19 protein-coding genes are annotated in these 23,828 nt (G+C 58.8%); 9 read left to right on the forward strand and 10 right to left on the reverse strand.

Features of this window, described 5'->3' with window-relative positions:
• The first annotated feature begins 139 nt into the window (after positions 1 to 139).
• Both ABD720_RS18620 and ABD720_RS18625 read left to right on the forward strand, forming a co-directional pair.
• Positions 140 to 598, forward strand: coding sequence for a DUF2721 domain-containing protein (locus ABD720_RS18620; protein ID WP_344765843.1), 459 nt, complete (start codon positions 140 to 142; stop codon positions 596 to 598).
• Positions 599 to 692: 94 nt separating this feature from the next.
• On the forward strand, positions 693 to 2,018 hold the full coding sequence (locus tag ABD720_RS18625; protein ID WP_344765845.1) for a dicarboxylate/amino acid:cation symporter: 1,326 nt from the start codon (positions 693 to 695) through the stop codon (positions 2,016 to 2,018).
• A 74-nt stretch (positions 2,019 to 2,092) separates the two neighbouring features.
• Here ABD720_RS18625 and ABD720_RS18630 read toward each other — a convergent pair whose 3' ends face one another.
• From ABD720_RS18630 to ABD720_RS18660, 7 genes are all read right to left on the reverse strand, one after another.
• The gene (locus ABD720_RS18630; protein ID WP_344765662.1) at positions 2,093 to 2,419 is read right to left on the reverse strand and encodes an NIPSNAP family protein; all 327 of its coding nucleotides are present in this window, start codon (positions 2,417 to 2,419) and stop codon (positions 2,093 to 2,095) included.
• A gap of 64 nt (positions 2,420 to 2,483) precedes the next feature.
• On the reverse strand, positions 2,484 to 3,692 hold the full coding sequence (locus ABD720_RS18635; RefSeq protein WP_344765664.1) for an extracellular catalytic domain type 1 short-chain-length polyhydroxyalkanoate depolymerase: 1,209 nt from the start codon (positions 3,690 to 3,692) through the stop codon (positions 2,484 to 2,486).
• Between the two features lie 20 nt (positions 3,693 to 3,712).
• Entirely contained in the window at positions 3,713 to 4,129 is a 417-nt protein-coding gene (locus tag ABD720_RS18640) for a CopG family transcriptional regulator (protein ID WP_344765847.1), read from the reverse strand.
• 193 nt (positions 4,130 to 4,322) lie between these two features.
• Positions 4,323 to 5,453: an extracellular catalytic domain type 1 short-chain-length polyhydroxyalkanoate depolymerase gene (locus ABD720_RS18645; protein WP_344765666.1), complete on the reverse strand. Its 1,131-nt coding sequence runs from the start codon at positions 5,451 to 5,453 to the stop codon at positions 4,323 to 4,325.
• Between the two features lie 156 nt (positions 5,454 to 5,609).
• Positions 5,610 to 7,043, reverse strand: coding sequence for a methyl-accepting chemotaxis protein (locus ABD720_RS18650; RefSeq protein ID WP_344765668.1), 1,434 nt, complete (start codon positions 7,041 to 7,043; stop codon positions 5,610 to 5,612).
• A 177-nt stretch (positions 7,044 to 7,220) separates the two neighbouring features.
• Positions 7,221 to 9,362 (reverse strand): putative bifunctional diguanylate cyclase/phosphodiesterase, encoded by a 2,142-nt coding sequence (locus ABD720_RS18655; RefSeq protein WP_344765670.1) that lies wholly within the window; start codon positions 9,360 to 9,362, stop codon positions 7,221 to 7,223.
• A 505-nt stretch (positions 9,363 to 9,867) separates the two neighbouring features.
• Positions 9,868 to 9,993: a hypothetical protein gene (locus ABD720_RS18660; RefSeq protein WP_344765672.1), complete on the reverse strand. Its 126-nt coding sequence runs from the start codon at positions 9,991 to 9,993 to the stop codon at positions 9,868 to 9,870.
• Positions 9,994 to 10,534: 541 nt separating this feature from the next.
• On the opposite strand from ABD720_RS18660, the gene ABD720_RS18665 reads away from it, so the two are divergent.
• Both ABD720_RS18665 and ABD720_RS18670 read left to right on the forward strand, forming a co-directional pair.
• On the forward strand, positions 10,535 to 12,229 hold the full coding sequence (locus ABD720_RS18665) for an autotransporter assembly complex protein TamA (RefSeq protein WP_344765674.1): 1,695 nt from the start codon (positions 10,535 to 10,537) through the stop codon (positions 12,227 to 12,229).
• Positions 12,219 to 16,187 (forward strand): translocation/assembly module TamB domain-containing protein, encoded by a 3,969-nt coding sequence (locus tag ABD720_RS18670; protein WP_344765675.1) that lies wholly within the window; start codon positions 12,219 to 12,221, stop codon positions 16,185 to 16,187. Before ABD720_RS18665 ends, ABD720_RS18670 begins: the two co-directional genes overlap by 11 nt.
• Before the next feature lie 17 nt (positions 16,188 to 16,204).
• On the opposite strand, the gene ABD720_RS18675 is transcribed toward ABD720_RS18670, so the two are convergent.
• Both ABD720_RS18675 and ABD720_RS18680 read right to left on the reverse strand, forming a co-directional pair.
• Positions 16,205 to 17,371: a patatin-like phospholipase family protein gene (locus ABD720_RS18675; protein ID WP_344765677.1), complete on the reverse strand. Its 1,167-nt coding sequence runs from the start codon at positions 17,369 to 17,371 to the stop codon at positions 16,205 to 16,207.
• Positions 17,372 to 17,408: 37 nt separating this feature from the next.
• Entirely contained in the window at positions 17,409 to 18,620 is a 1,212-nt protein-coding gene (locus ABD720_RS18680) for an EAL domain-containing response regulator (protein WP_344765679.1), read from the reverse strand.
• A gap of 242 nt (positions 18,621 to 18,862) precedes the next feature.
• Between ABD720_RS18680 and ABD720_RS18685 the strand changes: the two genes are divergently transcribed.
• Both ABD720_RS18685 and ABD720_RS18690 read left to right on the forward strand, forming a co-directional pair.
• Entirely contained in the window at positions 18,863 to 19,069 is a 207-nt protein-coding gene (locus tag ABD720_RS18685; RefSeq protein WP_344765680.1) for a hypothetical protein, read from the forward strand.
• A 65-nt stretch (positions 19,070 to 19,134) separates the two neighbouring features.
• Entirely contained in the window at positions 19,135 to 19,323 is a 189-nt protein-coding gene (locus ABD720_RS18690) for a DUF1289 domain-containing protein (RefSeq protein ID WP_344765682.1), read from the forward strand.
• Positions 19,324 to 19,325: 2 nt separating this feature from the next.
• On the opposite strand, the gene galE is transcribed toward ABD720_RS18690, so the two are convergent.
• Positions 19,326 to 20,351 (reverse strand): UDP-glucose 4-epimerase GalE, encoded by a 1,026-nt coding sequence (galE, locus tag ABD720_RS18695; RefSeq protein ID WP_344765683.1) that lies wholly within the window; start codon positions 20,349 to 20,351, stop codon positions 19,326 to 19,328.
• Between the two features lie 280 nt (positions 20,352 to 20,631).
• Here galE and ABD720_RS18700 point away from each other — a divergent pair, with 280 nt between their 5' ends.
• The 3 genes from ABD720_RS18700 to ABD720_RS18710 all read left to right on the forward strand — a co-directional run bounded on the left by ABD720_RS18700 (position 20,632) and on the right by ABD720_RS18710 (position 23,610).
• Positions 20,632 to 22,089, forward strand: a complete 1,458-nt coding sequence (locus ABD720_RS18700) for a Ppx/GppA phosphatase family protein (protein ID WP_344765685.1) — start codon at positions 20,632 to 20,634, stop codon at positions 22,087 to 22,089.
• 68 nt (positions 22,090 to 22,157) lie between these two features.
• Positions 22,158 to 22,655: a hypothetical protein gene (locus ABD720_RS18705; protein WP_344765687.1), complete on the forward strand. Its 498-nt coding sequence runs from the start codon at positions 22,158 to 22,160 to the stop codon at positions 22,653 to 22,655.
• A gap of 181 nt (positions 22,656 to 22,836) precedes the next feature.
• Complete coding sequence (locus tag ABD720_RS18710; RefSeq protein WP_344765689.1) at positions 22,837 to 23,610, forward strand: GNAT family N-acetyltransferase; 774 nt, start codon at positions 22,837 to 22,839, stop codon at positions 23,608 to 23,610.
• Positions 23,611 to 23,828 lie beyond the last annotated feature (218 nt).

The following is a 23,828-nucleotide window of genomic DNA, read 5'->3' on the forward strand; positions in this document are numbered from 1 at the left end:
GGTTCTGGCCTTGCGTCGATCCGGCAGTGCCCGGATTTTTACGTTACCCTCCGTGACTTCTTTCTGGTGCGCGCAGCATGGCAGCAAATCCATCAACCAGCCGACCATTTTCATCAATCGATTCTTCCCAAAAAAAATTATGGAAATCCAGCTCGGCGACGTCGGCCACATCATTCAACTTGCGATCGCCCCGGTATTTCTTCTGACGGGTGTAGGTACTCATCTGGTAGTGCTGACCAATCGCCTGTCCCGCATCATCGATCGGTCCCGCAAGCTGGAGGAGCGGATGCATGTGGTCGTGCAGGTTGACCCCAACGATGCGGTCGAGATTGCCGTTCTCTACCAGCGCGCGCATCTGATCAACGCAGCCATTTCCCTCGCAACGGCATGTGCCTTGCTGGTATGTCTCGTGATTGCGACCTTGTTCATCGGGGATGCGTTCAACCTCGGTTTCGGTAAATTCATTGCAGCGCTGTTTGTGCTCGGTATGCTGTCATTGATCGGCAGTTATTGTTTCTTCATGCGCGAAATTGTGATTGCTACCCGGACGCTGACCATGCGGCGCATGCTGATGAGTCCAACGATCTTGTCGAAGTGAATGTGGAAATCCGATATTGAACATAGTTCCTCGGGCCGTCAGAATGCGCCACTTCTTTTTGTGAATTGCCCGCTTTTTTACCGGAGACACCGCAATACCGCGCCAGCCTTTTTATAAATCCCTGTACGTCCAGGTCCTGACCGCGATCGTGATCGGCGTTGCGCTCGGTCATTTCTATCCTGAAGCCGGTGCCGCCATGAAGCCGTTCGGCGATGGCTTCATCAAGCTCATCAAAATGATCATCGCGCCGATCATTTTCTGTACCGTCGTCATCGGTATCGCCGGGATGGAAGACATGAAAAAGGTCGGCAAGACCGGCGGTCTGGCTCTGCTGTATTTCGAGGTAGTCAGCTCCGTCGCGCTGGTCGTGGGCCTGGTCATGGTGAATCTGTTCCAGCCGGGTGCCGGCATGAACATCGATCCGGCATCGCTCGACACCAAAGGCATCGCCAGCTACATCGCACCCGGCAAATTGCAAACGACCACCGAGTTCCTGCTCAATATCATTCCAACCAGCGTGGTCGATGCATTTGCCAAAGGCGAAATCCTGCAAGTACTGATGTTCTCGATCCTGTTCGGATTTGCGCTGCATCGTGTCGGTGGCCGTGGCACGCTGGTGTTCGACTTTATCGAAAAGACCTCGCACATCCTGTTCGGTATCGTTGGCGTGATCATGAAATTTGCATCGATCGGTGCGTTCGGTGCCATGGCATTCACGATCGGCAAATACGGTGTCGGTTCGCTGGTGTCGCTGGGCAAACTGATGGGGACGTTTTATGGCACCTGCCTGCTCTTCATTTTTGTCGTACTCGGCACTATCGCCCGTGCGCATGGATTCAGCATCTGGAAATTCATCAAGTACATCAAGGAAGAATTGTTCATCGTCCTTGGTACGTCCTCGTCGGAGTCGGTCCTGCCACGCATCATGGCCAAGATGGAAAACCTGGGTGTCAAGAAATCGGTGGTCGGTCTGGTCATTCCAACGGGCTATTCATTTAACCTCGATGGCACCGCGATTTATCTGACGATGGCCGCCGTGTTCATCGCCCAGGCCACCAATACGCCGATGACCCTGATGCAGCAAATCACTTTGCTGGCCGTGTTGCTGCTGACGTCGAAAGGTGCGGCGGGCATCACCGGTAGCGGTTTTATCGTACTCGCGGCGACCCTGTCGGCGGTGGGCGGCGTGCCGGTTGCGGGCCTGGCGCTGATCCTGGGCATAGACCGCTTCATGTCGGAAGCACGCGCACTGACCAATCTGATCGGCAATGGCGTAGCGACCGTGGTGGTTGCAAAATGGACTGGCGATGTTGACATGGCCAAGCTCAAGCAGACTCTCGATCATCCGGACGCCGTCGAGACCGACGAGCCGGAAGTATTGTCTGAGCAGACCCACGGGGTGCCGCAAGCGCCGCTGTAAGAAATCCTTCGAGTGCTCTGCATGACGCACGGAGCTGCATGCCAGCCAACGGCCACGACATCGTGGCCGTTGGCTTATCGCACCGCCGAATACGTGGTCGGTACCATCAACTGGTTGTCGATACGTTCGACAATGATACCTTCGGCCTCGCTGGCAGCACGCTTGGCGATCCAGTCGGTATCGCTGGCGAACGCATTCCACTTCGTTTCGCGGTCAGCGAGGCTGTCCCACTCCAGCATGTAGGTCAGGGTCTGGTTGCTGGAGCCGACCAGCGTGGTCCAGAAGCCGACTTGCCGGATACCGTACTTTTCCCAGAAGGCGAGCGTGGTGGTTTCAAAACGCTGGTGCAGCGCGGGCAGTCGCCCCGGTGCGCAATGGTAGATGCGTAATTCATGGATCAAAGTCGGTCTCCTGACATGGGAAGAAAGCCGATGGCGCAACCTGATGCACCATCGGTCGAATGCGCTATTGCGTTTGCGTGGCGAAGAATCGCATCATTTCGCGGGTTGCTTGCGGTCCGCGCTGATCGGTGTAGGTGCCTTTGCTACTGCCGCCCGACCAGGCATGACCGGCGCCATGAATCAGCCATTGTTCGGCCAGTGGTGCGCCGTCATTGGTGGCATGCAGGGTGCGGGTATAGGTGTGACCGCCGGGAACGCTGCCGGTTTCGACCGACGCGCGACCGCCAGCGCGAACCTGTTGCTGGATCAGTTGCTCGCCATTGCGCGGACTGACGGTGCTGTCCCGATCACCATGGAAAACAATAATAGGCAGCGCATCCCGATTCGATGATGTTGCTGCACGCGCCGCGTTCATGCCGGAGCGCATTGCCTGCATCGCCGATGGCAGATCCGTCGCTGCGCCGAACGGCAAGCCGGAATGCACGCCGACTGCGGCGTACAGATCGGGATAAGTGTGGCCCATGATCGCCGCCATCGCGCCACCTGCCGACAAGCCGGCGACATACACCTGTTTGGTATTGATGTTGTAGCTGGCGATGATCTTGCGCGTGATGTCGGCAATGATGGACGGCTCGCCCTGTTCGCGTTTCTGGTCGATCGCCTTGAACCAGTTCCAGCATTTCGAGGTGTTCGCCGATTCGGACTGGGCCGGATACAGCACGAAGCACGGCGTCTGCTCGGCCTGTGCATTCATTTCGGTGCCAGCGGCAAAGTCATCCGGGTTCTGGGTACAACCATGCAGCATGACCACCAGCGGCAGCGCCTGTCCGGTGTAAGCCTGCGGCACATACAGTTTGTACTTGCGCGTGCCGGCGGCATTCGTCAGCGACTCCGACAGAAACTGGCCACCCGCAGGACTGGGGCCATCGCCGTGTTTCGGCTGAGGACTACCGCCCGGCGTGTTGATGCCAAAACGTTCCAGCAGATCCGCAACAAACGCCGGAACGCCGGCATTCATCCCCGCGGATTGCGGGTTGGCCTCGGCGTCCGCCGACGGTGCCGTGTAGGGTGCTTTTGCCGAGGATTCCCGTCCTGGAGGCGGCGGATTGATGTCCTTCATCACAGGCTGGTCGGGCTGGTGTTGCGGTTGAGCGCCCGGCAACACCCGTTGCAGCACCTGCTGGATCAGACCGGTTGCGCTGCCTTTCTGGCCTTCTTTCAAAAGGCTGGTCGCTTTTCGCATTACGTCGAGCATGTCGATATTGATTTTCATGTGTGTCCTTTAAATACGAGTTATTTGATTCGGCCGGCCAATGCACGTTTGACCTCGGCGCTTGCATGCAGCGCACCGAGGACCGTGATCGATTCGATGGCCGCCAGCGCGAGTTCGCCACTAACATCGGTCGCAATACTGGCCATGCCGAGAATTTGAATGTCGAGTTTTTGACCGGAGGCACGCGCTGCTTCGAGGTCGCTGCGGGAGAAATGATGCAAACCCAGCACCATGCTCTTGCGTGCCACGGTTTGCCGTACGACGTCTGCGTGCGTCCCCAGCTGGTTGCGAATCGCCGTGCGTATCATGTCGGTGCGATTGGAATAGAACCCTTCCTGCACCAGCAAGTCGATCTGGCCCAGGTCGATCAGGCCGAGGTTGATGGTGATTTTTTCACTTTCGGCGATGCGCGGAGCAGGTTGCTCCGGCGTCACCATGTCGATGGTGCGCAGTGCATCGTCCGCGTAGCTGGTCTGCGATGTGCTACTTTTTTCTGCCATGTACCCTCCATAAGCCATCCATAAACCATCTGTATGGATGGAGTATAGGCAGATCGCCGGTACAGTCAATCACTCTGGCAGCGATTGACCGGGCTAAGCGAGGCGGCGCACATTGTGCAGATAGTGCGCATCAGCGCGCGGTCGCCGCGGCCGGCACACGTCGGTGCGGCGCAAAAAAATTCCACATCATCCGGCTCGCATCCGGTCCTTTACGCTCGTTGAATGGCAACTCGGGATCGCCGCCACTCCACGCGTGGTTGAGTTGCCGGATTTCGCACAGGCGCAACATGGTCTTTTTTCCGACGCGGTAATCGATGGTCTCGAACGCATGTGCCGAGCGAGCACTGCGCCCGCCTGCGCTGAATCTGGCGGGTTGCCGCTGTTCGTTTGTCAGGCCATTGAGCTGGCAAAACTGCTGCGCCAATTGATGAAAATTGATCGGTCGAACTACGGTGTCCAGCTGTCCCTGAATCAGGATTGCCGGCATCGCAGGGAAAGTCTCTATTGACGCCTCCGTTACCTCCCGGATCGCTGTGCCGACTAGTTTCAGGCCGCCGCGTTGCATCACGCCATAGCCGCCAACGCTGGTGCTGGCTGCGCCGAAGATCGTTCCCGAATGCAGTCCAACGGCCGCGATCAGTTGCGGATGGCGTAATGCGATGATGTGGGCCATCGACGCACCAGCCGACAAGCCGGCCAGGTATACCCGCGCCGGATCGAAGCCATGGCGTTTGACGACCTGTTCGATGATGGCCGCAATCAGACGCGCCTCGCCGCCACCATCCTGAATATCCTTGCGGTACCACGGCCAGCAACGGTTGCGCTGCGCGCGCGCCGATTGCTGCGGATAGAGCACTCCGAACCCCTTGTTTTCACCCAGCGCATTCATGCGCGTGCCTTGCGCGAACTCGACAGCGGTTTGTTCGCAACCATGCAGCATGACCACCAATGGCGTGCCTGCAGCTGCAGCGTCTGGCGCAGTCATTGCGGAGGGACGGTAGAGCCAGTACTCCATGCGTCTGCCGGGCACGGAATCTATGCCGGCTTTCGACACGAAGGTCGAGCGTCCCCAGACGCTGTCAGTTGTTTTTGCAGTAGCTGGCTTGATCGCAGTGGTATTCGCCGCTACCGATTTCCTCGCGGTTTTTTTCAGAGGTGTCGGAGCAAGCAGCGCCTTGACGAGTTTGTTGGTCTGTTTGCGCCCGACCTTGCCGATTTTTCGGACGTTACTTCGCCATAGGCTTTTGAAGAGAGAAAACATGATGGTTTGCCGGTTATGCTGGATCGGCCTAGGTTAGGCGATAGCGATGCGCGACTCAGTTAGACAGCGCACTTAAAGCATTGTGCAGTGCACTATCACGCGCTACGGTATGGCGTGACCGGTCAGCCGCGTACCGCCCCGGTAGCTTTTCTCCGCTCAGGTAGTCAACGACATGGTTACTTGTCGGACTTGCGCGCGCAGATCAACACTCACGTCACTCCCAAGCCGAAAACTGCCAACCAGCTGCACCAGCCGGTTGGCATGCTCGCGTTGGCTGGTTGCCGCTGCGGCAGATTGTTTAACCAGTGCCGCGTTTTGCTGAGTCATCTGTTCCAGTTGCATGACCGAGTCATTAACATGATGAATCCCGGCACTCTGCTCCGACGCAGCCAGGGTAATCTGGCCAATGATCTCGGCGACCCGCTGAGCCGACCCGACAATCTCGGCCATGGTTTTCCCGGCATCGCTCACTTGCATCGAGCCAGCTTCAACTTGGTCGACACTGGCGCCGATCAGATCCCTGATCTCGCGTGCAGCCTGGGAAGAGCGACCTGCCAGGCTACGCACTTCAGTGGCGACGACAGCAAAGCCACGGCCTAGTTCCCCCGCGCGCGCCGCTTCAACCGCGGCATTGAGTGCCAGGATGTTAGTCTGGAATGCGATGCCGTCGATTACGCCAATGATGTCCGCAATCTTGCGTGAACTGGTGTTGATTCCGTCCATGGTGCCGACTACCATTGCCACCACGGTACCCCCGTGTGCGGCCACCTCGGCAGACAGGTTAGCCAGTTGATTCGCCTGGCGTGCAGCGTCGGCGGTTTGTGAAACGGTGCGAGTCAACTCTTCCATGGAAGAAGCGGCGGTTTGCAAGTTGGTGGCGGCCTGCTCCGTTCGATTGCTGAGATCGTCGTTACCTTCCGATATTTCCGCGCTGGTTACCTGCATCGACTCGGCCGATCTGCGTACTTCGTACATGGTTTTGCTGAGTTGCCGTGACATTTCTCCTAACGCCCGGGTCATGTCACCAACCTCGTCATCGCGGCTGCTCTTGATGTCAAGACCAAGATTGCCCCGAGCGACTTCGCGGGCGATGGCGCTGGCACTTTTTATTTCCGTCACGACTTTTTTCTGTGCGCGCCAGCTCAGGCCTACCGACGTTGCGACTGCGCTCAGCCCAATCAGGGTCAGCAGCACATTGATATTTCTGGCTCGCTGTTGTGCAGTGACGATCACTGCTGCCGACAAGTCGTCGACATGCACGATCAATAGCCGCATGGCTTGCGCCAATTGTGCGAAGGTGGTGTCTGCGCTGCGCATGACAGACAATCCTGCGCCGGCGCCGGTCTCTGCCGATGAGCTGCTGATGGCCAGGTCGATCTGGCCAGCGTAGGTGTCGGCCAGTCTGGCGAGGCTGGATATTGCAGCGGCTGATTCCGTATCTCGCTGTGCCAGACCGGACGCGCCTTCAACAACGCGCTTGAAACCTGTGAGTTGTTGGCGCAGGTCTTGCCGCAGGGCTGAAATTTTTTGCTGGTCCATGGATCCGATCAGTCCCAGATTGCGATAGACGCTGGTGTGAATCTGGCTCATCTGCTCCTGCGCGTTGCTTAAAGTGCGGTAGTCATCAGATTGAGAAAGCACGGTATTTTCCACGATGCTGCTTTCTCTCCCGACTAGGAACAGCGTGGCTTGTCCGATGGAGAAAATGACCAGCGCGGTTAATAGCGGCGCAATGAGGAGTTTTTATCAAGTTTCACAGTAATTCCTTTAAGTTGGCAGGCCGTCAAACCATGCTTGCAAGGCGACGCCATGTAACGGACGGCCGGTCAAATAGCCCTGGATCACATCGCAACCCAATCGAATGATGGTGGCGCGCTCGGCCTCCGTTTCCACCCCTTCTGCGGTCACGGTCATGTCCAGCCCATGACCCATTTCGATCATGGCTTTGACCAGTTTTTGGGTGCCCGGCTGGGTATCCACGCCGTCAATGAAACTGCGGTCTATCTTGAGTTCGCTGACCGGCATTTGTTGCAGGTAGGCTAGCGACGAATAGCCGGTACCAAAATCATCAATGGAAAGTGGCATACCAATCTCGCGCAAGGCGTGCAACAGGGAAATGCTGTGCTGCGCATCGTTCATGAGCCCGCTCTCGGTAATCTCCAGTCGCAGGCTGTGGGCTGGCACACGGCTGGCAGTGAGTTTTTTGACGACGCGCTGTGCAAAATCCTTGTCCTGAAGGTCGCGTGTACTGACATTCACGGCGATGCTGAGCTCGGGGTGGCTGGTTTGCCAAATCGCCAGGGTATGCAGAGCCTGGTCCAGCATCCAGTCAGTTACTAACGTGATGTAGCCGGTTTGCTCGGCAAAGGGCACAAACTCGGCCGGCGACACAAAGCCGCGTGTGGGATGCTGCCATCGCACCAGCGCTTCGGCACCCACAGCGCTGCCGGTGACGAGCGAGAACTTGGGCTGCAGCCACATTTGCAGCTGCGAGGTCGCAACGGCCAACCGCAAATCGGAAAGCAGGTTGAGATGCCCAAGCCGGGCCGCCTCCTGCGCCTCGCTGTACCACGCAAACCCCAAGGCAGCGCGCTTGGCCGAATGCAGGGCCACTTCGGCGTTGCGTAGTAGCGCGTCCATCGCCTGTAGCGGCGCATTGTGATTGTTCGCGACCAGCCCAAAAGCGAGGTTGAGGTCAACGCTGTGACCATTGCAGACGGCTGGTGCTGCCATCGCTACCTCGATACGCCCGCGCAACTGATCCACACTGTCCCGGTCTGGCGCGTTGAACACCAGCGCAAAGGTGCCACCTGAAATTCGCGCCAGCACCGGTTGCGGACCAATCAGATCCGCTTCTGCAGCGCCCTGCAGAACGTCATTGATGCGCAACGCTATCGCCTTGATTACAGTATCGCCAGTGGCATAGCCGAGAGTTTCGTTGATAGTTTTCAGGCGGGCCAGATCCATCAGAGCCACGCTGTTTCCGACCATTGCGCCTGATGCGTCCGGCTGCAACAGCATGGCGCGGTTGGGAAGGTCCGTTAGAGGGTCATGAAACGCCAAGTGTCGTAGTTCGTGCTGGTGCCGGACTACCGCTTGCGTCATGCTGTTGAGCGCGTGTCCTACACGATCCACCTCTTGAGTGCCCGTCGAGGACACTCTGCTGGCGTAGTCGCCCCGGGCGATACGTTGGGCTGCTTCTTCGATTTGTGTCAGCGGATTAACCACGCTGCGCGCTGTTCCTACGCTCAATCCGATCGCCAGTGCAATGGCAACGCCTGAAACGATGGCACGCCACAATGCAACCTGTTCAACGTGATGCCGAGCCTGTTCAACCTGGGCTTCGATACGGCCGCGCTCACGTTGCAGCAAGGAGTTCGACTCCACCAACATCGCTTTAAGTGCCGGATTGAGCCGGTCATGCAGCAGCGCCGTGGCCGCTGGTAAATTGTTGCCTTCGATTTCGTCGGCGGTGTCGATAAATGCTTCGGCGTACACGGCGCGACATGCTTGCAGGCGCTTGAGGGTGGTTTCCTGATCGGTATCCATCAACTCTGTTGCGAGTAGTTCGATGATGCCGTCGATACGGCGGTTGCGGGCGTCGATATCGGTGTATTCTGCGATCCGGTTTTCGCGTGGTGCATAGACCAACCGCGTTAGCGCGATGCCAACTCCTTCGGTCTGTAGCGACAGCGATTGCACACGCAGCATGCGTGGCAAGTCGGTTGTGGCGAAGTGGTCATTCAAACTGGCTTGGGAGTATCCCTGCAGCGTCGCCTGCCCCAGGGTTAACACCATCATCACGACCATCAACCCGAATCCCAGCGCCAGTCGCCAGCTAATGCGTTGCGGAAGATAGGCACCAAGCCTGGCATGCCAGACAGATTTCGGTATGTCGGAACGCACCATCTTTTAATCCTCCAGCCAGCGGCGCAGCGGCGCAGCAGCGCATCCAGCAAGTTTTGCTGTTGGCGCACCAGGTGGCTTATGCCAACCCACGGTGTACACGTTCGGCTTCGTCCGTATAACTTCCTGCGCAGGCACGACAGTACTCGAGTGAGTCAGAGTGGCTCTGGCGCCAAAACGGTCGATGGCGTGGCGGTCTTTCACGCAGAGGGATGGAATAGTGAGTTCGCGCATGATCCCAAATGGCCAGGCCCACACCCGGGCCCAAAAAAACATCTTGGAATACCCTTACAGAGAATCAATTGCACGGCAGTATTCCTTCCGGTTGACATCATGAGAATGCTGCCAGCCTTGCCCATCGGGGGGCGGCGTCGGGTTTTCGCGGCGTCGTCCAGCGTCAGATCCTGTCGGTCTTTGCATGTGCCATTCGACAGGTATTTCCATTTCATTTTGTCTATGTAACCACCCTAGATTGATCCACACAGAAAATTACTCCCAAAATAACGGCTCAGTCATTTTGAGCGATTTTAGTAATGTCAACGTATGTATTTTTCTTGGCCACAGCGGGTAATGACGTCATGGATAAAACCATCAGTACAGTGGCGGTAGCAGATACCATTACGCGTTGATTCATCGTGACACTCCTACATGGAAAAATAATTCTGAATGGGTATTTAACTGAATCGTGCATGTTTCGAAAGCAAAGGGCCAGAGGTCACCGATACGCGAGTATCGCTTGGTCAGTTAAACAGGCGTGTGCTTACAGATTACGAACAAGAAAGTTAAGCTTTCGCTGTTACGCGCCATTTTCCTCATAGTCGTCGGCCCGTGCCATCGTTACCATGTATTCCAGTTCGACCCGTCGCCATGATTCTTGAATGCAGCGAAGCCCCGGACTCCATTGACTGCACGCACCAGGCTCGTCACTGTCTCGAACAAGGTCCAAGCACGCAGCATGAGTCGGGCTGTGTTTCCATAGCGAAATCACGCAGAAAATTATCGAAACAGCGAATACCTGTTAGACACTACAATGTGGCGAAATACCCTTACCGAGCCCGATTCGTTTGCCTAACCATTTACTGTTTCATCCCCTTTTGCGGGTTCCTGTCACATCACGATGCGTCCTCTTTTGCTGCGTGCTGGCGTCACTGTGTCTGCAGGCTGCGCAACCTGCAATGGCACAATCGTCCTCGGCTGCTTATACGCTCGAGATCACTGGTGCAGGTCCGCTGACCCGGTTACTCAACGACTTCCTCGATATTCGCCAGCATGCGAGCGACGCCGACATCGCGCCTGACGAACTCCAGCGGCTGGCTGGCGCTGCGCCACAGCAGGTCCGCGAATTGCTCGCTACCGAGGGTTATTTTGCACCGGCCATTCGGCAGGAAATCATCACCACCGGCACCCGTCCGCTGGTGCGCATCGAGGTCGACCCGGGCCAGCCGACCGTGGTGGATGCCGTCGATATCCAATTCGCCGGGGCCATCGCCGAGGACAACGATGTCAACGCGCGGCGCAGTGCCATCCTGCGACGGCAGTGGTCGCTCGCCAAAGGCGCCATCTTTCGCCAGGGCGACTGGGATAACGCCAAGGGAAACCTGCTCAAGAACCTGCTCAGCCGCGACTATCCGGCGGCCAGCCTGCCACAGAGCGAAGCACGCATCGACCCGCAGCGACATACCGCTACCTTGACCGTCGAAGCCGATTCCGGTCCTGCTTTTACGTTTGGTCCGCTGCAAGTGCAGGGTCTGAAACGCTATCCGCGCAGCCGCATCGATGTGCTCAATCCGCTGCAACCCAATGAACCCTATTCGCAAGACCGGCTCAACGAATTGCAGGCGCGGCTGCAGGACAGCGGGTATTTCAAGTCGGTCTTCGCCACCATCGACGTCAATCCGGAACAGCCGCTGACGGTGCCGGTACGCGTCGATGTCACCGAGAACCAGCGTCGCCGGCTGTCATTGGGTGGTGGTTTTTCGACCGACACCGGGCCACGCTTGCAGGCCAAGTTTCTTGACCGGAATTTCCTGTCGCGCGACTGGCGCCTCGAATCGGAGCTGCGGATTGATCGCAGCACGCCACTGCTGGCGGCCGAGGTCACGCTGCCGCCTATCAGCAATGGCTGGACGCCCAGCGTCGGTGGCCGGTTCGAGCGCACCGATATTTCCGGTGAAATCAGCGACCGATTGCGCACTGACGCGCGCCTGACCAGCCCTGACAAAAACAACGAACAAGCCATTGGCGTTTCCTATCTGGTCGAGAATCAGCGCATTGATGGCAACATCGCCAATAACCGGCACGCGCTGATCGCCACCCATGCCTACACACGCCGTCGCGTTGATAACCTGCTTGATCCGCGGCGCGGTTATGTGGCGGCGATTGAACTTGGTGTCGGCGTGCGCGGCCTGATGACGGAACAAAGTCTGGTGCGGGTGCTGGGTCGGGTGACCTGGCTCGAACCCTGGACCCGGCAGTGGAAGACGGTGGTGCGGGCGCAGATCGGGCAAGTCTTTGGTGCCAGTCGTGACAGCGTGCCGGGCGATCTGCTGTTTCGCACCGGTGGCGACCAGACGGTGCGCGGCTACGGCTACAACAGTCTGGGCGTATCCGAGAACAATGCGGTAGTTGGTGGTCGCGTGATGGCGCTGCTCAGTACCGAACTGGTCTACCAGCTTACGCCGCAGTGGGGCGCTGCGGTGTTCAACGATGCTGGCAATGCGGCCGATTCGTGGCGCGACTTCAAGGTGGTGATGGGTACCGGGGTGGGCGCGCGCTGGCGCAGCCCGATCGGTCCGGTCAACCTCGACCTGGCGTATGCGCACGAGACCCGACAACCGCGTCTGCATTTCTCCATCGGCTATGGCTTCTGATCCGGCACCGGTTCCCGTGCACCTGAAACGCTGGCAACTTGTCCTGATGCTGGTGGCGGGCCTGCTGTCGCTGCTCGTGGTGCTCGTCGGCGCATTGGTTGGCACCGAAATCGGTGCGCGCCTGTTGCTGACGCAACTGCTGCAGGTGCCGGGATTGCAGATCGAGGGCGTGCAAGGTCGCCTGCTCGGACCACTGCGCATCGCCAGGGTTCGACATGACGGCCTGGGTCAGACCGTCACCCTCAACGATCTGCGACTGGATTGGCAACCGCGCGCCTTGCTCAATGGCCGGCTGCATGTCAACAGGCTGCGACTGGCCAGTATCGACATCACCAGCAAGATCGACCGGCCCGACGAACCAGTGATGCTGCCGGCGCGCATTGCCTTGCCGTTCGACCTGCAGATGGATCAGGTGCAGGTGGATGGCGGCGAACTGCGCAAGGGGCCGGTCAGTCTTGTGCGACTGGGCGGCTTTGGCTTCAAGCTCGATTTCGACGGTGCGCGCTATTTGCTGCAACTGGATCGGCTGGACGCGCGTGTCGGTACAGGCGCAAGTGAAAACACCTCCGCACTGAGCGGTAACTTCAGTGGCCAGGCCACCTTGTCGGCGATCAGTCCGTATGCCCTGCAGGCACGCATCTCCAGCGGGGCACAGGCGACACTCGACCAACATGTCATCGGTGCCAGCGGTCGGGTCGATCTGTCCGGTTCTCTGGCCGAGTTGGTCGCGGCGCTGGACCTGACCATCAATCAGGCGCGCGTCACCGGCGAGACGGTGTTGCGGCCGTTTTCCGACAAGCCACTGGGACGCACGACACTGCTGGCGAAGGCGCTCGATCTGTCGGCACTGCAGTCGACATTGCCGACTACGTCGCTCGATATCGCGCTGCTGGCAGCCGATGTCGGCAGCGGTCAGCTTACCGTGCGCAATGTGCAGGCCGGAACGCTGGACGCGGCTCGCTTGCCACTGCGCGACTTGCTGATCGATTTCACGCAGCAAGACGGACGGATTACGTTCGGCAAGATCGACCTGGCGCTGGGCTCGGACCAGCTGCCAGCCGGATCGCTGCGCGGTGACGGCACGTTCGCGCAGGGTGCGCTGACGCTGGCACTGGTGGTCGACAAACTCAACGGCCAGCGCCTCGACAAGCGCATCAATCCGACCAGTCTCAGTGGCAATGTTGGTGTCCTGAGTGCCGGCGGCAAGCAGGAACTGACCATCGACCTGAGCGAGCCGGCTGGCCGCAACACCTTGCGCCTGTCGGCTCACGCCACCGTGGCCGATGCCGCACTGGCGATCGACCGCGCGCAATTGCAACTGGCCGATGGTCGCCTGAGTGCGACTGGCGAACTGGCTTTGGCCGGGACGCAGGCGTTCCGTGTTACGGGCAAGGCCAGCCGCATGCGCTTGCAGGATCTGGGGCAGTTCGCGCAAATGCCCGCGCTGGAACTGACCGGCGATTTCACGCTGTCGGGCGCACGTGCGCCGCAACTGAGCGCGGATCTGGTGTTCCGGCTGGTCGATAGCGTCGTGGCTGGCCGGCCATTGCGTGGAGAAGGCGAAGCCCGCTTGCGGGCCGATGTACTCAAGGTTCCGAATCTGTTGCTGGTGGCCGGCGACAACCGCCTGACGGTACAGGGCGAACTGGCCGACGCCGGATCGGCACTGGCGTTCACGCTGGAGGCGCCGAAGCTCGACCAGTTGGGTCCCCTGTTTGGTGGCGCGCTGACAGCCAGCGGTACCCTGCGTGGCAAGATCCGTAACCCCGACCTGACTGCGCAATGGCAAGCCACCAACCTGCGCCTGCCGGGCGCACTGCAGGTCGCCAGCCTGCAAGGAAAAGCTGCCCTGCGCATCAATCCGGAGCAAGCGTTTTCGCTGGATCAGGCCGTCATCGATGCCACCGCCAGCGGCGTCAATACGGCGACGCAAAAGCTGGCGGGACTGACTGCCCACGTCGAGTTTGCCACCCGTGCCGATGCGCCACTGGCCATCGCGATCGACGCCACCGGCATCGATGCGACGGGCCTGCGTGCGGACAAGGTATCGATCACCGCCAATGGCACCACCGGCCAGCATGCACTGAGCGCAAGCATGATCGATCCGGCGCAAACCCTGCGCGTAACTGCCCGCGGCGGCCTGAAGTCGTTGCGGCCCGATGCGCGCTGGCAGGGCAGTGTCGACAGCCTCGAAGGCAGCGGCCAGTATGTCGTGAAGCTGCTGGCACCGGCGGCGCTGTCGCTGTCGCAGGAGAAGGTCACGCTGGATAATTTCCGTTTGAAGGTGCAAGGCACGACGCTCACCGTCGAGCAGTTCCTGCGCGACGCGACCGGCATCGTTACGCGTGGCCGCTTCACGCAACTGGAGGTGGCGTCGCTGCTGGCCTTGCAACAGCCCGCGCCGCCGATCGCCTCCGACCTGCAGCTCGGTGGCGAGTGGAACCTGACGATTGCCGAGGCAATCAGTGGCAGTGTCCGGGTCCGGCGCGAAATGGGTGACCTGACCATGCGCGGCAATGCGCCGGTGGCGCTGGGCCTGAGCCAGCTCGACGCGGTCATCGACGCGGTGGACGGACGTCTGAGTGCGCGTCTGAAAGTGGAGGGCAAACAGCTCGGACACATCGATGTGTCAGGCAGCGCGGTGGCCGGACGCGGCGCCGAGCGCTACACGCTGCCGGCAAACTCGCCGCTGAAGGCGACAGCGACGATCGCAATCCCCTCGCTGAACTGGGCCGGTCCGATCATCACCGCGGCAATGGTCACCGAGGGCAGCCTGCAAAGCGACATCGCCATCAGTGGCACCATCGCGCAACCACGTTTTGGCGGGCGCATTACCGGTAGCGATTTGCGCGTATTCCTGTCCGACCAGGGCATCGATTTGCGCAAGGGCGTGCTCGACAGTACGTTCGAGGGCGAGCGGCTGGTGGTGCGCAAGCTGCGTTTTGAAAGCGGTGGTGGCACCTTGAACGCAACGGGCCCGATCAATCTGACAGCCGGTTTGCCGGAGGCGCAAATCAGCCTGAAGGCCGATCAGTTCCCTGTATTCAATCGCAGCGATCGCAAGCTGGTGCTCAGTGGCACGAGCGAAATCGGCTGGCGCGATCAGCGCGCCAGCGTGACCGGTGCGTTCAAGGTCGACTCGGGCAGTTTCGACCTGGGTCGCGCCGATGCACCGGCGTTGTCGGACGATGTCGTGATCGTGGGCAGCACCCGCAAATCCGGCCAGCGGGTGGCCGCAGCGATCGATGTCAGCATCGACCTGGGCCAGGGCGTGGCGCTGCGCGGTCGCGGCCTGGATGCGCTGCTCACCGGCGACATGCGCATTCTCGCCAGCGGCAATGAAGCACTGCGCGGGCAGGGCACGCTCAACATCGCGCAAGGCACGTACAGCGCCTACGGCCGCAAGCTGGCGATCGAGCAGGGTGTGTTGCGCTTCAACGGACCGCTCAATAATCCGTCGCTGGATATCGTGGCGATGCGGCGCAGTACGGTCGGCGCCAATGTCGATGTCGAAGCCGGTGTCGCGGTGCGCGGCACGGTGCTGGTGCCACGCGTCACGCTGGTGTCCGAGCCGACCGTCAGCGACGCCGACAAATTATCCTGGCTGGTGTTGGGACGCCCGCTGGCCAGTGCCGGTAGCGGTGATGCTGGTGCGTTACAGGCGGCTGCTTCTTCGCTGCTGTCGCAGGGTGCGGCGGCCGGTGTGCAGTCGCAACTGGCGTCGGCGTTTGGCCTGGAAAATTTCAGTGTCGGAAAAAGCAGCGACAGTCTGCAGCAGCGCATCGTCACCGTCGGCAAGCAGATTTCTGCACGGCTGTATGTCAGTTACGAGCAGGGACTGGAAAGTGCCAATAGCGTGCTGCATTTCCGGTACACGCTGACACCGAAACTGACGCTGGAAGCCGAAGCGGGCGCACGCAGCGCCGTGTCGCTGTTTTATAACGTGCTGTTCGACTAGTGCATGGCACCGGTGGATTATTTTGCGACCGCCTTCAACGGTGAGTTGTCATACGGTGGCAATTCATGCACCACGACGCCGACACCATCGGCGACTTCGTTGAGCCAGCCTTTTGACCCGATTGCCCGCAACGCATCCTTGTAGCCTTGTTCCCAGCGCCATTCAATCGAGCCCCTGGAAAAGTTGATGTCCTTGGATGCCATGTGCCAGTCGCGCCCGGCGTAAGGCAGGCGCACGATATGCATCGTGGTGTTGCAGCCGAGGGCTGCCAGTTCCTGAATGTCGCTGGCGGTTTTCAGATGCCCGGGCATCTTTTCGTGCAGCGCATGCAGCGTGCGGCGCAGGTTGTGCAGCTTCAGGTATTCATTGATGTATTGCTGCGAGCGCGAGGCGAACATGACGTCTTTCTGGCGCGTCTGGACCTGGTCCAGCGTGGTCGGTTCGGGGCCATTGGCACTCCACAGATCGACCATGAAACACAGGGTATTGGTGCGCGGTTCATCATCGAGCACGGTATCGAGCGGCGTGTTCGAATACAAGCCGCCATCCCAGTACAGCTCGCCGTCCACGCGGATGGGAGCAAACCCCGGGGGTAGTGCGCCACTGGCCATGATGTGCTCGACGCCAAGTCGCTGGTGTGCATTGTCGAAACTGACCAGTTCACCGCTGGTGACTTTGAGCGCATTGACCGTCAGGCGCATGCGCTTGCGCGAATTCAGATAATCGAAATCGACCAGTTCGCCGAGGGTGCTGGCGAGTTCGCTGGTGTCATAAAAACTGGCAAATTCCGGTTCGACTGCCAGCCCCATCGGGAACAGGCTGAACGGACGTGGTGCAAAAAAACCCGGTACGCCGCGCACCATCGCATCCATCGTGGCCACCACGGTATTGAGCCGGCGGGCTTCGTCGGTGACCTGGTTCAGGTCGACATTGTCCCGATGCGAGATGCGCTCCCAGAATTCACGCAGTCGCGGGATGCGCATCGGCTGCTCATTCCCGGCAATGATGGCCGCATTGATCGCCCCGATCGAGGTGCCCACTACCCAGTCGGGCGTCAGGTCGTGTTCGTCGAGAGCCTGGTAAATGCCAGCCTGGTAGGCACCGAGTGCGCCGCCGCCCTGAAGTACGAGGGCAATGCGTTGTGAGCGAGGGTTTTCAGGAACAGGGGGAGGAACGATTTTCATGCGGGAGTCGGGTAATGTACGAAATTGAACAACGACATTAAAAAAATTGAGACCATTCACGCATCCAGTTTGGCAGTGCGGTGGCGTCCATGGGTTTTGCGATATAGAAGCCCTGACCGTAAGTGCAACCCATTTTTTTGAGTAAATTCCACTCTTCGCGGGTTTCGATGCCGACCGCGACCGAGTTGCGTTCCAGCTTGCGCGCCAAGTCCAGTGAGGCACTCAGTACGATGCCGAGTTCCGTATTTTCGGTTGCGCCGGCGACGAACGATCTGTCGATTTTCAATTCGGAGAACGGAATTCGCAGCAGTTGCTGCATGCTGGTATTGCCGGTGCCGTAATCATCCACCGAGAGCTCGAAACCCTTCATGCGCAAGCGCAACATGTTCTCAAGTCCTGCCGGAGTCTCCTCGGTGAGGGCGGATTCCGTAATTTCAAAGATTACGAAGGGTGCATCCAGGCGATGTGCCGCTACCTGGTCGGCAATCGTGTCGGCGGCTTGCGGATCGCTCAGCAGCGTCGAACCGAGGTTGATCGATACCGAAATCAGGAAGCCCGTGTCGTGCCAGCTTCTGCAAGCTGCCGCCGACTGATCGATCATCGTGGCAGTGAGACGATCAAGCTGATGATGTTGTTCGAGCAGAGGAATGAATTTGGCCGGCAAAATAACGCCGTGGATCGGATGCACCCAGCGGGCGAAGGCTTCAACACCACTCACGCGTCCACTGTCGAGGTCGACCTTGGGCTGGAACCAGGGCACGATCTGGCCGCTTTCGAGGGCCAGCAAAACCTCATTGATACTGAAGTCGGGAGCCGCGGGGCTGTTCTCGTGTGCCGAGTGGGCGTCTCGCTTGCAGCGCAACATGTACCGTTCAAGCAGCGCTGCGATGGTGTCTTCCTCCACCGGTTGCTGGAGAAATCCGATCAGATTGATGCCATACGCCTTCGTCAGCGTTTCTACCGAAAACAGTAGCGTGGGGTCGACGGCACCGGACATGATGACCGCGGTATTGCTATTCATTTTGGCCATGTGGCGGATCATTTCCATGCCATCCATACCCGGCATGTGCATGTCGATCACGCCGACATCAATCTGTTGCGACTGATCCTTGAACATCCGCAATGCCATTTGACTGTCAACTGTGCCCGTCACATTGACGGCACCGAGGTTTCCTAACAGTGAACTGAGCCATTGCCGCTGCACGGCATCGTCCTGAACCACCAAAAAACGCAGATGCGCAATATCCATTCATATCCTCAACAGCTTTCATGCGAAGTCGGCTGACCTGCGCGAACCTCAGTGCACACCAGTATTGCATGGTTAATTATTACTTATGGTAACTATTTTTGGTCTCGCAGGAAATCGGCCGCCGCTGCTGATGCGTCATTTGTTATGTATTCGACATGGAACTATCGTCCTTGCGGGGGCGACTTACTGGGGTAAGGATTATCTAAAACACAATCACGCTCGCCACATTTCATGGAGTTCTTATGACCACCAAATTACTTAACTCGTTCGATGTCATTGAAATAATGGTTGCGGTCGCACATGATCAGAATAATTCGGAGCCCTATCGGGCGCGTTACCGCGAGGCCCTCAACAGTCTGGTTCGGCTGGTGCGTGCCGAGCAAATGCTGGAGATGCAGCGCGACTTCAACAAACTGACGCAGTTCAGCGATACCCGATCCCATTATTGAACGTGCTGGACCGGGAGGGTGCCGGAGATAGATAATTCCGGATGCCTTCCATGCCTCCCGCGCCCATGACCCCACCGATCCGTCCAGACACACCTTGCGTTGCCGTTTGCTCTACCACCTTCGATGATGTCTGCCGGGGTTGTGGCCGCACTGTGGCGGAAGTCGCGCAATGGGTTTTCATGAGCCAGCCAGAAAAAGATCGTGTCTGGCTGCGCATCATCGCCGAAGGATATCCACGACGCGCGGACAGATAATTTTATTCCGCGAAGCCTTGCGGATTATTGCTCTGCCAACGCCAGTGATCGGCACACATCTGGGCGATTCCTCGCTCTGCCGTCCAGCCCAGCAGTTCTTTCGCCTTGCTGGCATCGGAAAAGCACTGGGCAATATCGCCGGGACGACGCGCTGCAATGCTGTACGGCACCGGTTGTCCACTGGCTTGTTCGAACGCCCGCACGATGTCGAGCACGCTATAGCCAATACCTGTACCCAGGTTCACCGTAAATCCCTGCTGGCGATCGAACAGATGCCGTAGCGCGGCAACATGTCCGATCGCCAGGTCGACGACATGGATGTAATCGCGCACGCCAGTACCGTCGGCAGTCGGATAGTCATCACCGTAGACGGAGAGCTGTTTCAGGCGTCTGACAGCAACCTGTGCCACGTACGGCATCAAATTATTCGGGATACCGCGCGGGTCTTCGCCGATCAGGCCACTGACGTGGGCGCCGACCGGATTGAAATAGCGCAGCACGCCTATCGCCCAGGATGGATCCGACTTTGCCAGATCCGCCAGCAACTGCTCGACCATCAGTTTCGAGCTGCCATAGGGATTGGTGGTGTTCAGGCGCGCGTCTTCGCGGATCGGCACGCTTTCCGGATCGCCATAGACTGTGGCCGAGGAACTGAACACGAACACCGGTACGCCCGCTCGTTGCATTTCTTCCAGCAAAATGACGGTGCCACCGACGTTATTGTCAAAATACATCAGCGGTTTCGCGACCGATTCCCCGACCGCTTTCAAGCCGGCAAAATGGATGACGGCATCGATATGCACCGAGCTGAAAATCGCGGCGAGAGCGGCGCGGTCGCGTACATCGCCTTGCCGAAAGTCGACCGGCCTTCCCGCAATCTGGCGAACGCGCTCAAGAGAAATCGATGAACTGTTGCACAGATTGTCGAGTGCAACGACATCGAAACCGGCAGCGAGCAGTTCGACGCAGGTGTGTGAACCGATGAAGCCTGCCGCACCGGTAACGAGGATGGTCTTTTTGTCGGTCATGGGAATCCTGTGGAATTTTGTTGAATTTTGCTGGTAACAGAGATCGCAAGCGCGCACCGTGCGGCGTCGCATTCACTGCGACGTTGTCCGACACGCCGTCTGCCCGCAGTGTACGTGAGTGCCGTCATGATGTCGTCACGGCAAGGCGCTATCGTTCATTCACGGCAAACTCGGCCCGGCGCGTGCGGAAAAATTAATTCGCAATATTGTTTATATCAATTCCTATCCCTTACACTCTTGGCGAGTCAGTTGTGTCATCAATCATGGAAAGAGAAATTGCATGTTCGCTGCAGTGGATTTGGGATCGAATAGTTTTCGTCTGCATATCGGTCGTCACGAAGAAGGCGCCATCCGCATCGTCAAGTCGGCACGCGAACCGATTCGATTGGGCGCCGGCCTGGATAGTCGCGGCAACCTGACCGAGGCCGCGATGCAATCGGCGCTGGCTTGTCTGGCGCGATTCGCCGACATCCTGAGTGCGTATCCGTTGACCGAGGTCCGCGTGGTGGCGACAAACACCATGCGGATCGCAAAGAACGCCGCACAATTTTTGCCGCTACTGGAAAAGGCCATGCGCCATCCGATCGAGATCATTTCGGGCGAAGAGGAGGGGCGTCTGATCTATCTCGGTGTGGCCAGTTCACTCGATATCGAACATGAGCGCCGGTTGGTGATCGACATCGGTGGCGGTTCGACCGAGCTGATACTCGGCCACGGCAACGAGATCGAACGGGTCGAATCGTTCGGTATCGGAACGGTAATGCAAAGCCAGACGTTTTTTCCGGAAGGGCGCATCGATGCGGCGTCGTACGATGCGGCGATCCTGTCAGCGCGGTCGGTGTTCGAAGATGCCGCGCCGCCGTACCGTCCGCACTTCTGGAATGTTGCGTACGGCTCATCCGGCACGATCCGGGTGATTGCCGAGGTGATCGCCCGCAACGCGCTCGGCGACGGTCGCTTGTCCATCGCCGGACTGCACGCGCTGAAGTCACGTTTCATCGATGCCGGACAAGTCAGCCGGATCGAGCTGTCCGGCATGAAGCCGGAACGCGCCGCCGTCATGGTCGGCGGGCTGGCGATCCTGATCGGGCTGATGGAAGAACTCGGCGTCGAGCTACTCGCGCCAATTGAAGCTGGCTTGCGCATGGGCGTGCTGTGGGATCTGCAACTGCGCGGTACCCGACGCGATCGGCGAGACCAATCGGTGCGGGCTTTCCTGCAGCGGTTCCAGGCCGACGAATTGCGTGCCGGTCAGGTCGCCGAGGTGGCCAGCTCGCTGTACGCCCAGCTCAAGCCTGCCGGTGACACCTATATCAAGCCCCTGTTCTGGAGCGGTCTGCTGCATGAGATCGGGATTGCCATCTCGCACAGTGGTTACCACAAGCATGCGGCCTACATGATCGAGCATGGCGACCTGCCGGGCTTCACGACCCGCGAGCAGCGCACGATGAGTACGCTGATCCTTGGCCAGAAAGGTAATTTGCGCAAGCTCAACGATGCGTTAAGCGACGCTGACTTTGCCAAGGCTGTTCTGGCGCTGCGTCTGGCGGTAATGCTGATGCATGCCCGGATCGGTATCGAGCCCGGCTATCTGCGGCTGAAGATGAAGACACGCATCGACATCGAGCTGCGGCGCGACCTGATTGATCAGCATCCGACGCTGTTGTACTGGCTCGAAAAAGAGCGCGAATCCTGGCACGAGGTCGGCATCGATGTCGGGATCCGGCACATCAGCTAGGTCGATTTCTTGCAGAAAAAAATAAAACGATTTATATTGTTTATACGATTATAAGCGAGGGAAAAAATATGGCCACCACACCATCACAAAAAGCGCCGGCAAAAAAGCCGGCCAACACGACTGCCGTGACAGCAAAAGCGCCCGCCGCCAAGGCGGCAGTCATTGCCAAGGTCGTTGCACCTGCACCAGTCGTTGCGTCTCCCGCCAGTGCGGTAAAGGCGGAAGTCAAGCCAGCGGTGAAAGCGAAACCGGTGGCGCGTAAAGCACCAATTGCCGCACCAGCTCCTGCGCCCGCTGCTGCGCCGGCAGCCAGCCCTGCTGGCGTCGTTCGTGAAAAATCAAAAAAAGAGAAGCTGGTCCGCGACAGTTTCACCATGCCGCAAATCGAATATGCCGCGCTCGGTGAAGTCAAGAAAGCCTGTTTGAAGGCAGGCTTCGAAGTCAAGAAAAGCGAATTGTTGCGACTCGGCGTGATGCTGGTCCGGAATATGGAGCTGACCAGGCTCAAGGCTGCCATCGCAGCCTTGGCACCGCTGAAAGCAGGGCGTCCGAAAAAAGACAAGTAAGGTTATTCAGCGTCATTCGGCTCTGTCAAACGCGCGCTCCTCTCATCGGCAGCGCGCGATTTTTTTGGCGTTTTTACAGCGCGCGATCGGCGTTGTCGTGTCATCCAATTGACACGCAGTCGTCATTTCGCTGACACACTCGGCAGTTACGCTCTAGCCGTCTCCATACCGAGGGCGAAGAATGCAATTGCTGACGACGACGGCCGATGCCGCAAACAGTTCCCCCCGACTCACATTGAGCCTGGCGACCACGCAGGAAGAAGTGCGCGAGGTCCAGCGACTGCGCTACAAAGTGTTCATCGAAACCATGGGCCTGGTCGCACTACAAAATCCGGACGGGCTCGATCATGATGAATTCGATGCCTATTGCGACCACCTCGTCGTGCGCGACACAGGATCCCTGAAAGTCGTGGGTACTTACCGCGTCATGAGTCCGCATGCAGCCCGAACGCTGGGCCAGTATTATTCCGAAAAAGAGTTTGACCTCAGCCGACTCGATCACCTGCGTCCGCGAATTGCTGAAGCGGGACGTGCCTGCATTCACCCCGACTACCGCAGTGGCAGCGTCATCATGTTGTTGTGGGCGGGTCTTGCCGCGTTCATGAAGAAGGAGCAGTGCGACTACCTGATCGGTTGCGCAAGCATCAGTCTGGCAGATGGTGGTCACAACGCGGCGGCGCTGTATCGTGCGCTGGCCGCCAGTCACCAGGCACCCTCCGAATATCGCGTTACGCCGCATTTGCCTTTTCCGATGGACAGTCGCGAGACGGGCCATGTACCGCGCATGCCACCGCTACTCAAAGGGTATTTGCGCAGTGGCGCATGGGTCTGTGGCGAGGCGGCCTGGGACCCCGATTTTCACAGTGCCGACTTGTTCATGTTGTTGCCGCTTGCCCGGCTCGATAGTCGCTATGCCCGTCATTATCTCGGTTCACCGAAGACTGTTAGCCAGTAAACCCGGACGGGGAGGGTCGGGACGTCCATGAGTGCGGCACGTGCTGTCATCCCCTTTTGTGCAATCCGTCGGCAGGCCATGTCGATGCTGCGATATTCCATGCTAAGATTTGAGCCGTAAAAGTTTTACAGCCATTCATGGATCGGCTGCAATTTCCCGGTACGCAGAAAAGGAATCCGGTGATGACACCGCGAACGACGACCACTATTTGCAAGCGA

Origin of the sequence: Actimicrobium antarcticum, from assembly GCF_039536745.1 — a bacterium.
GTDB lineage: Bacteria > Pseudomonadota > Gammaproteobacteria > Burkholderiales > Burkholderiaceae_D > Actimicrobium > Actimicrobium antarcticum.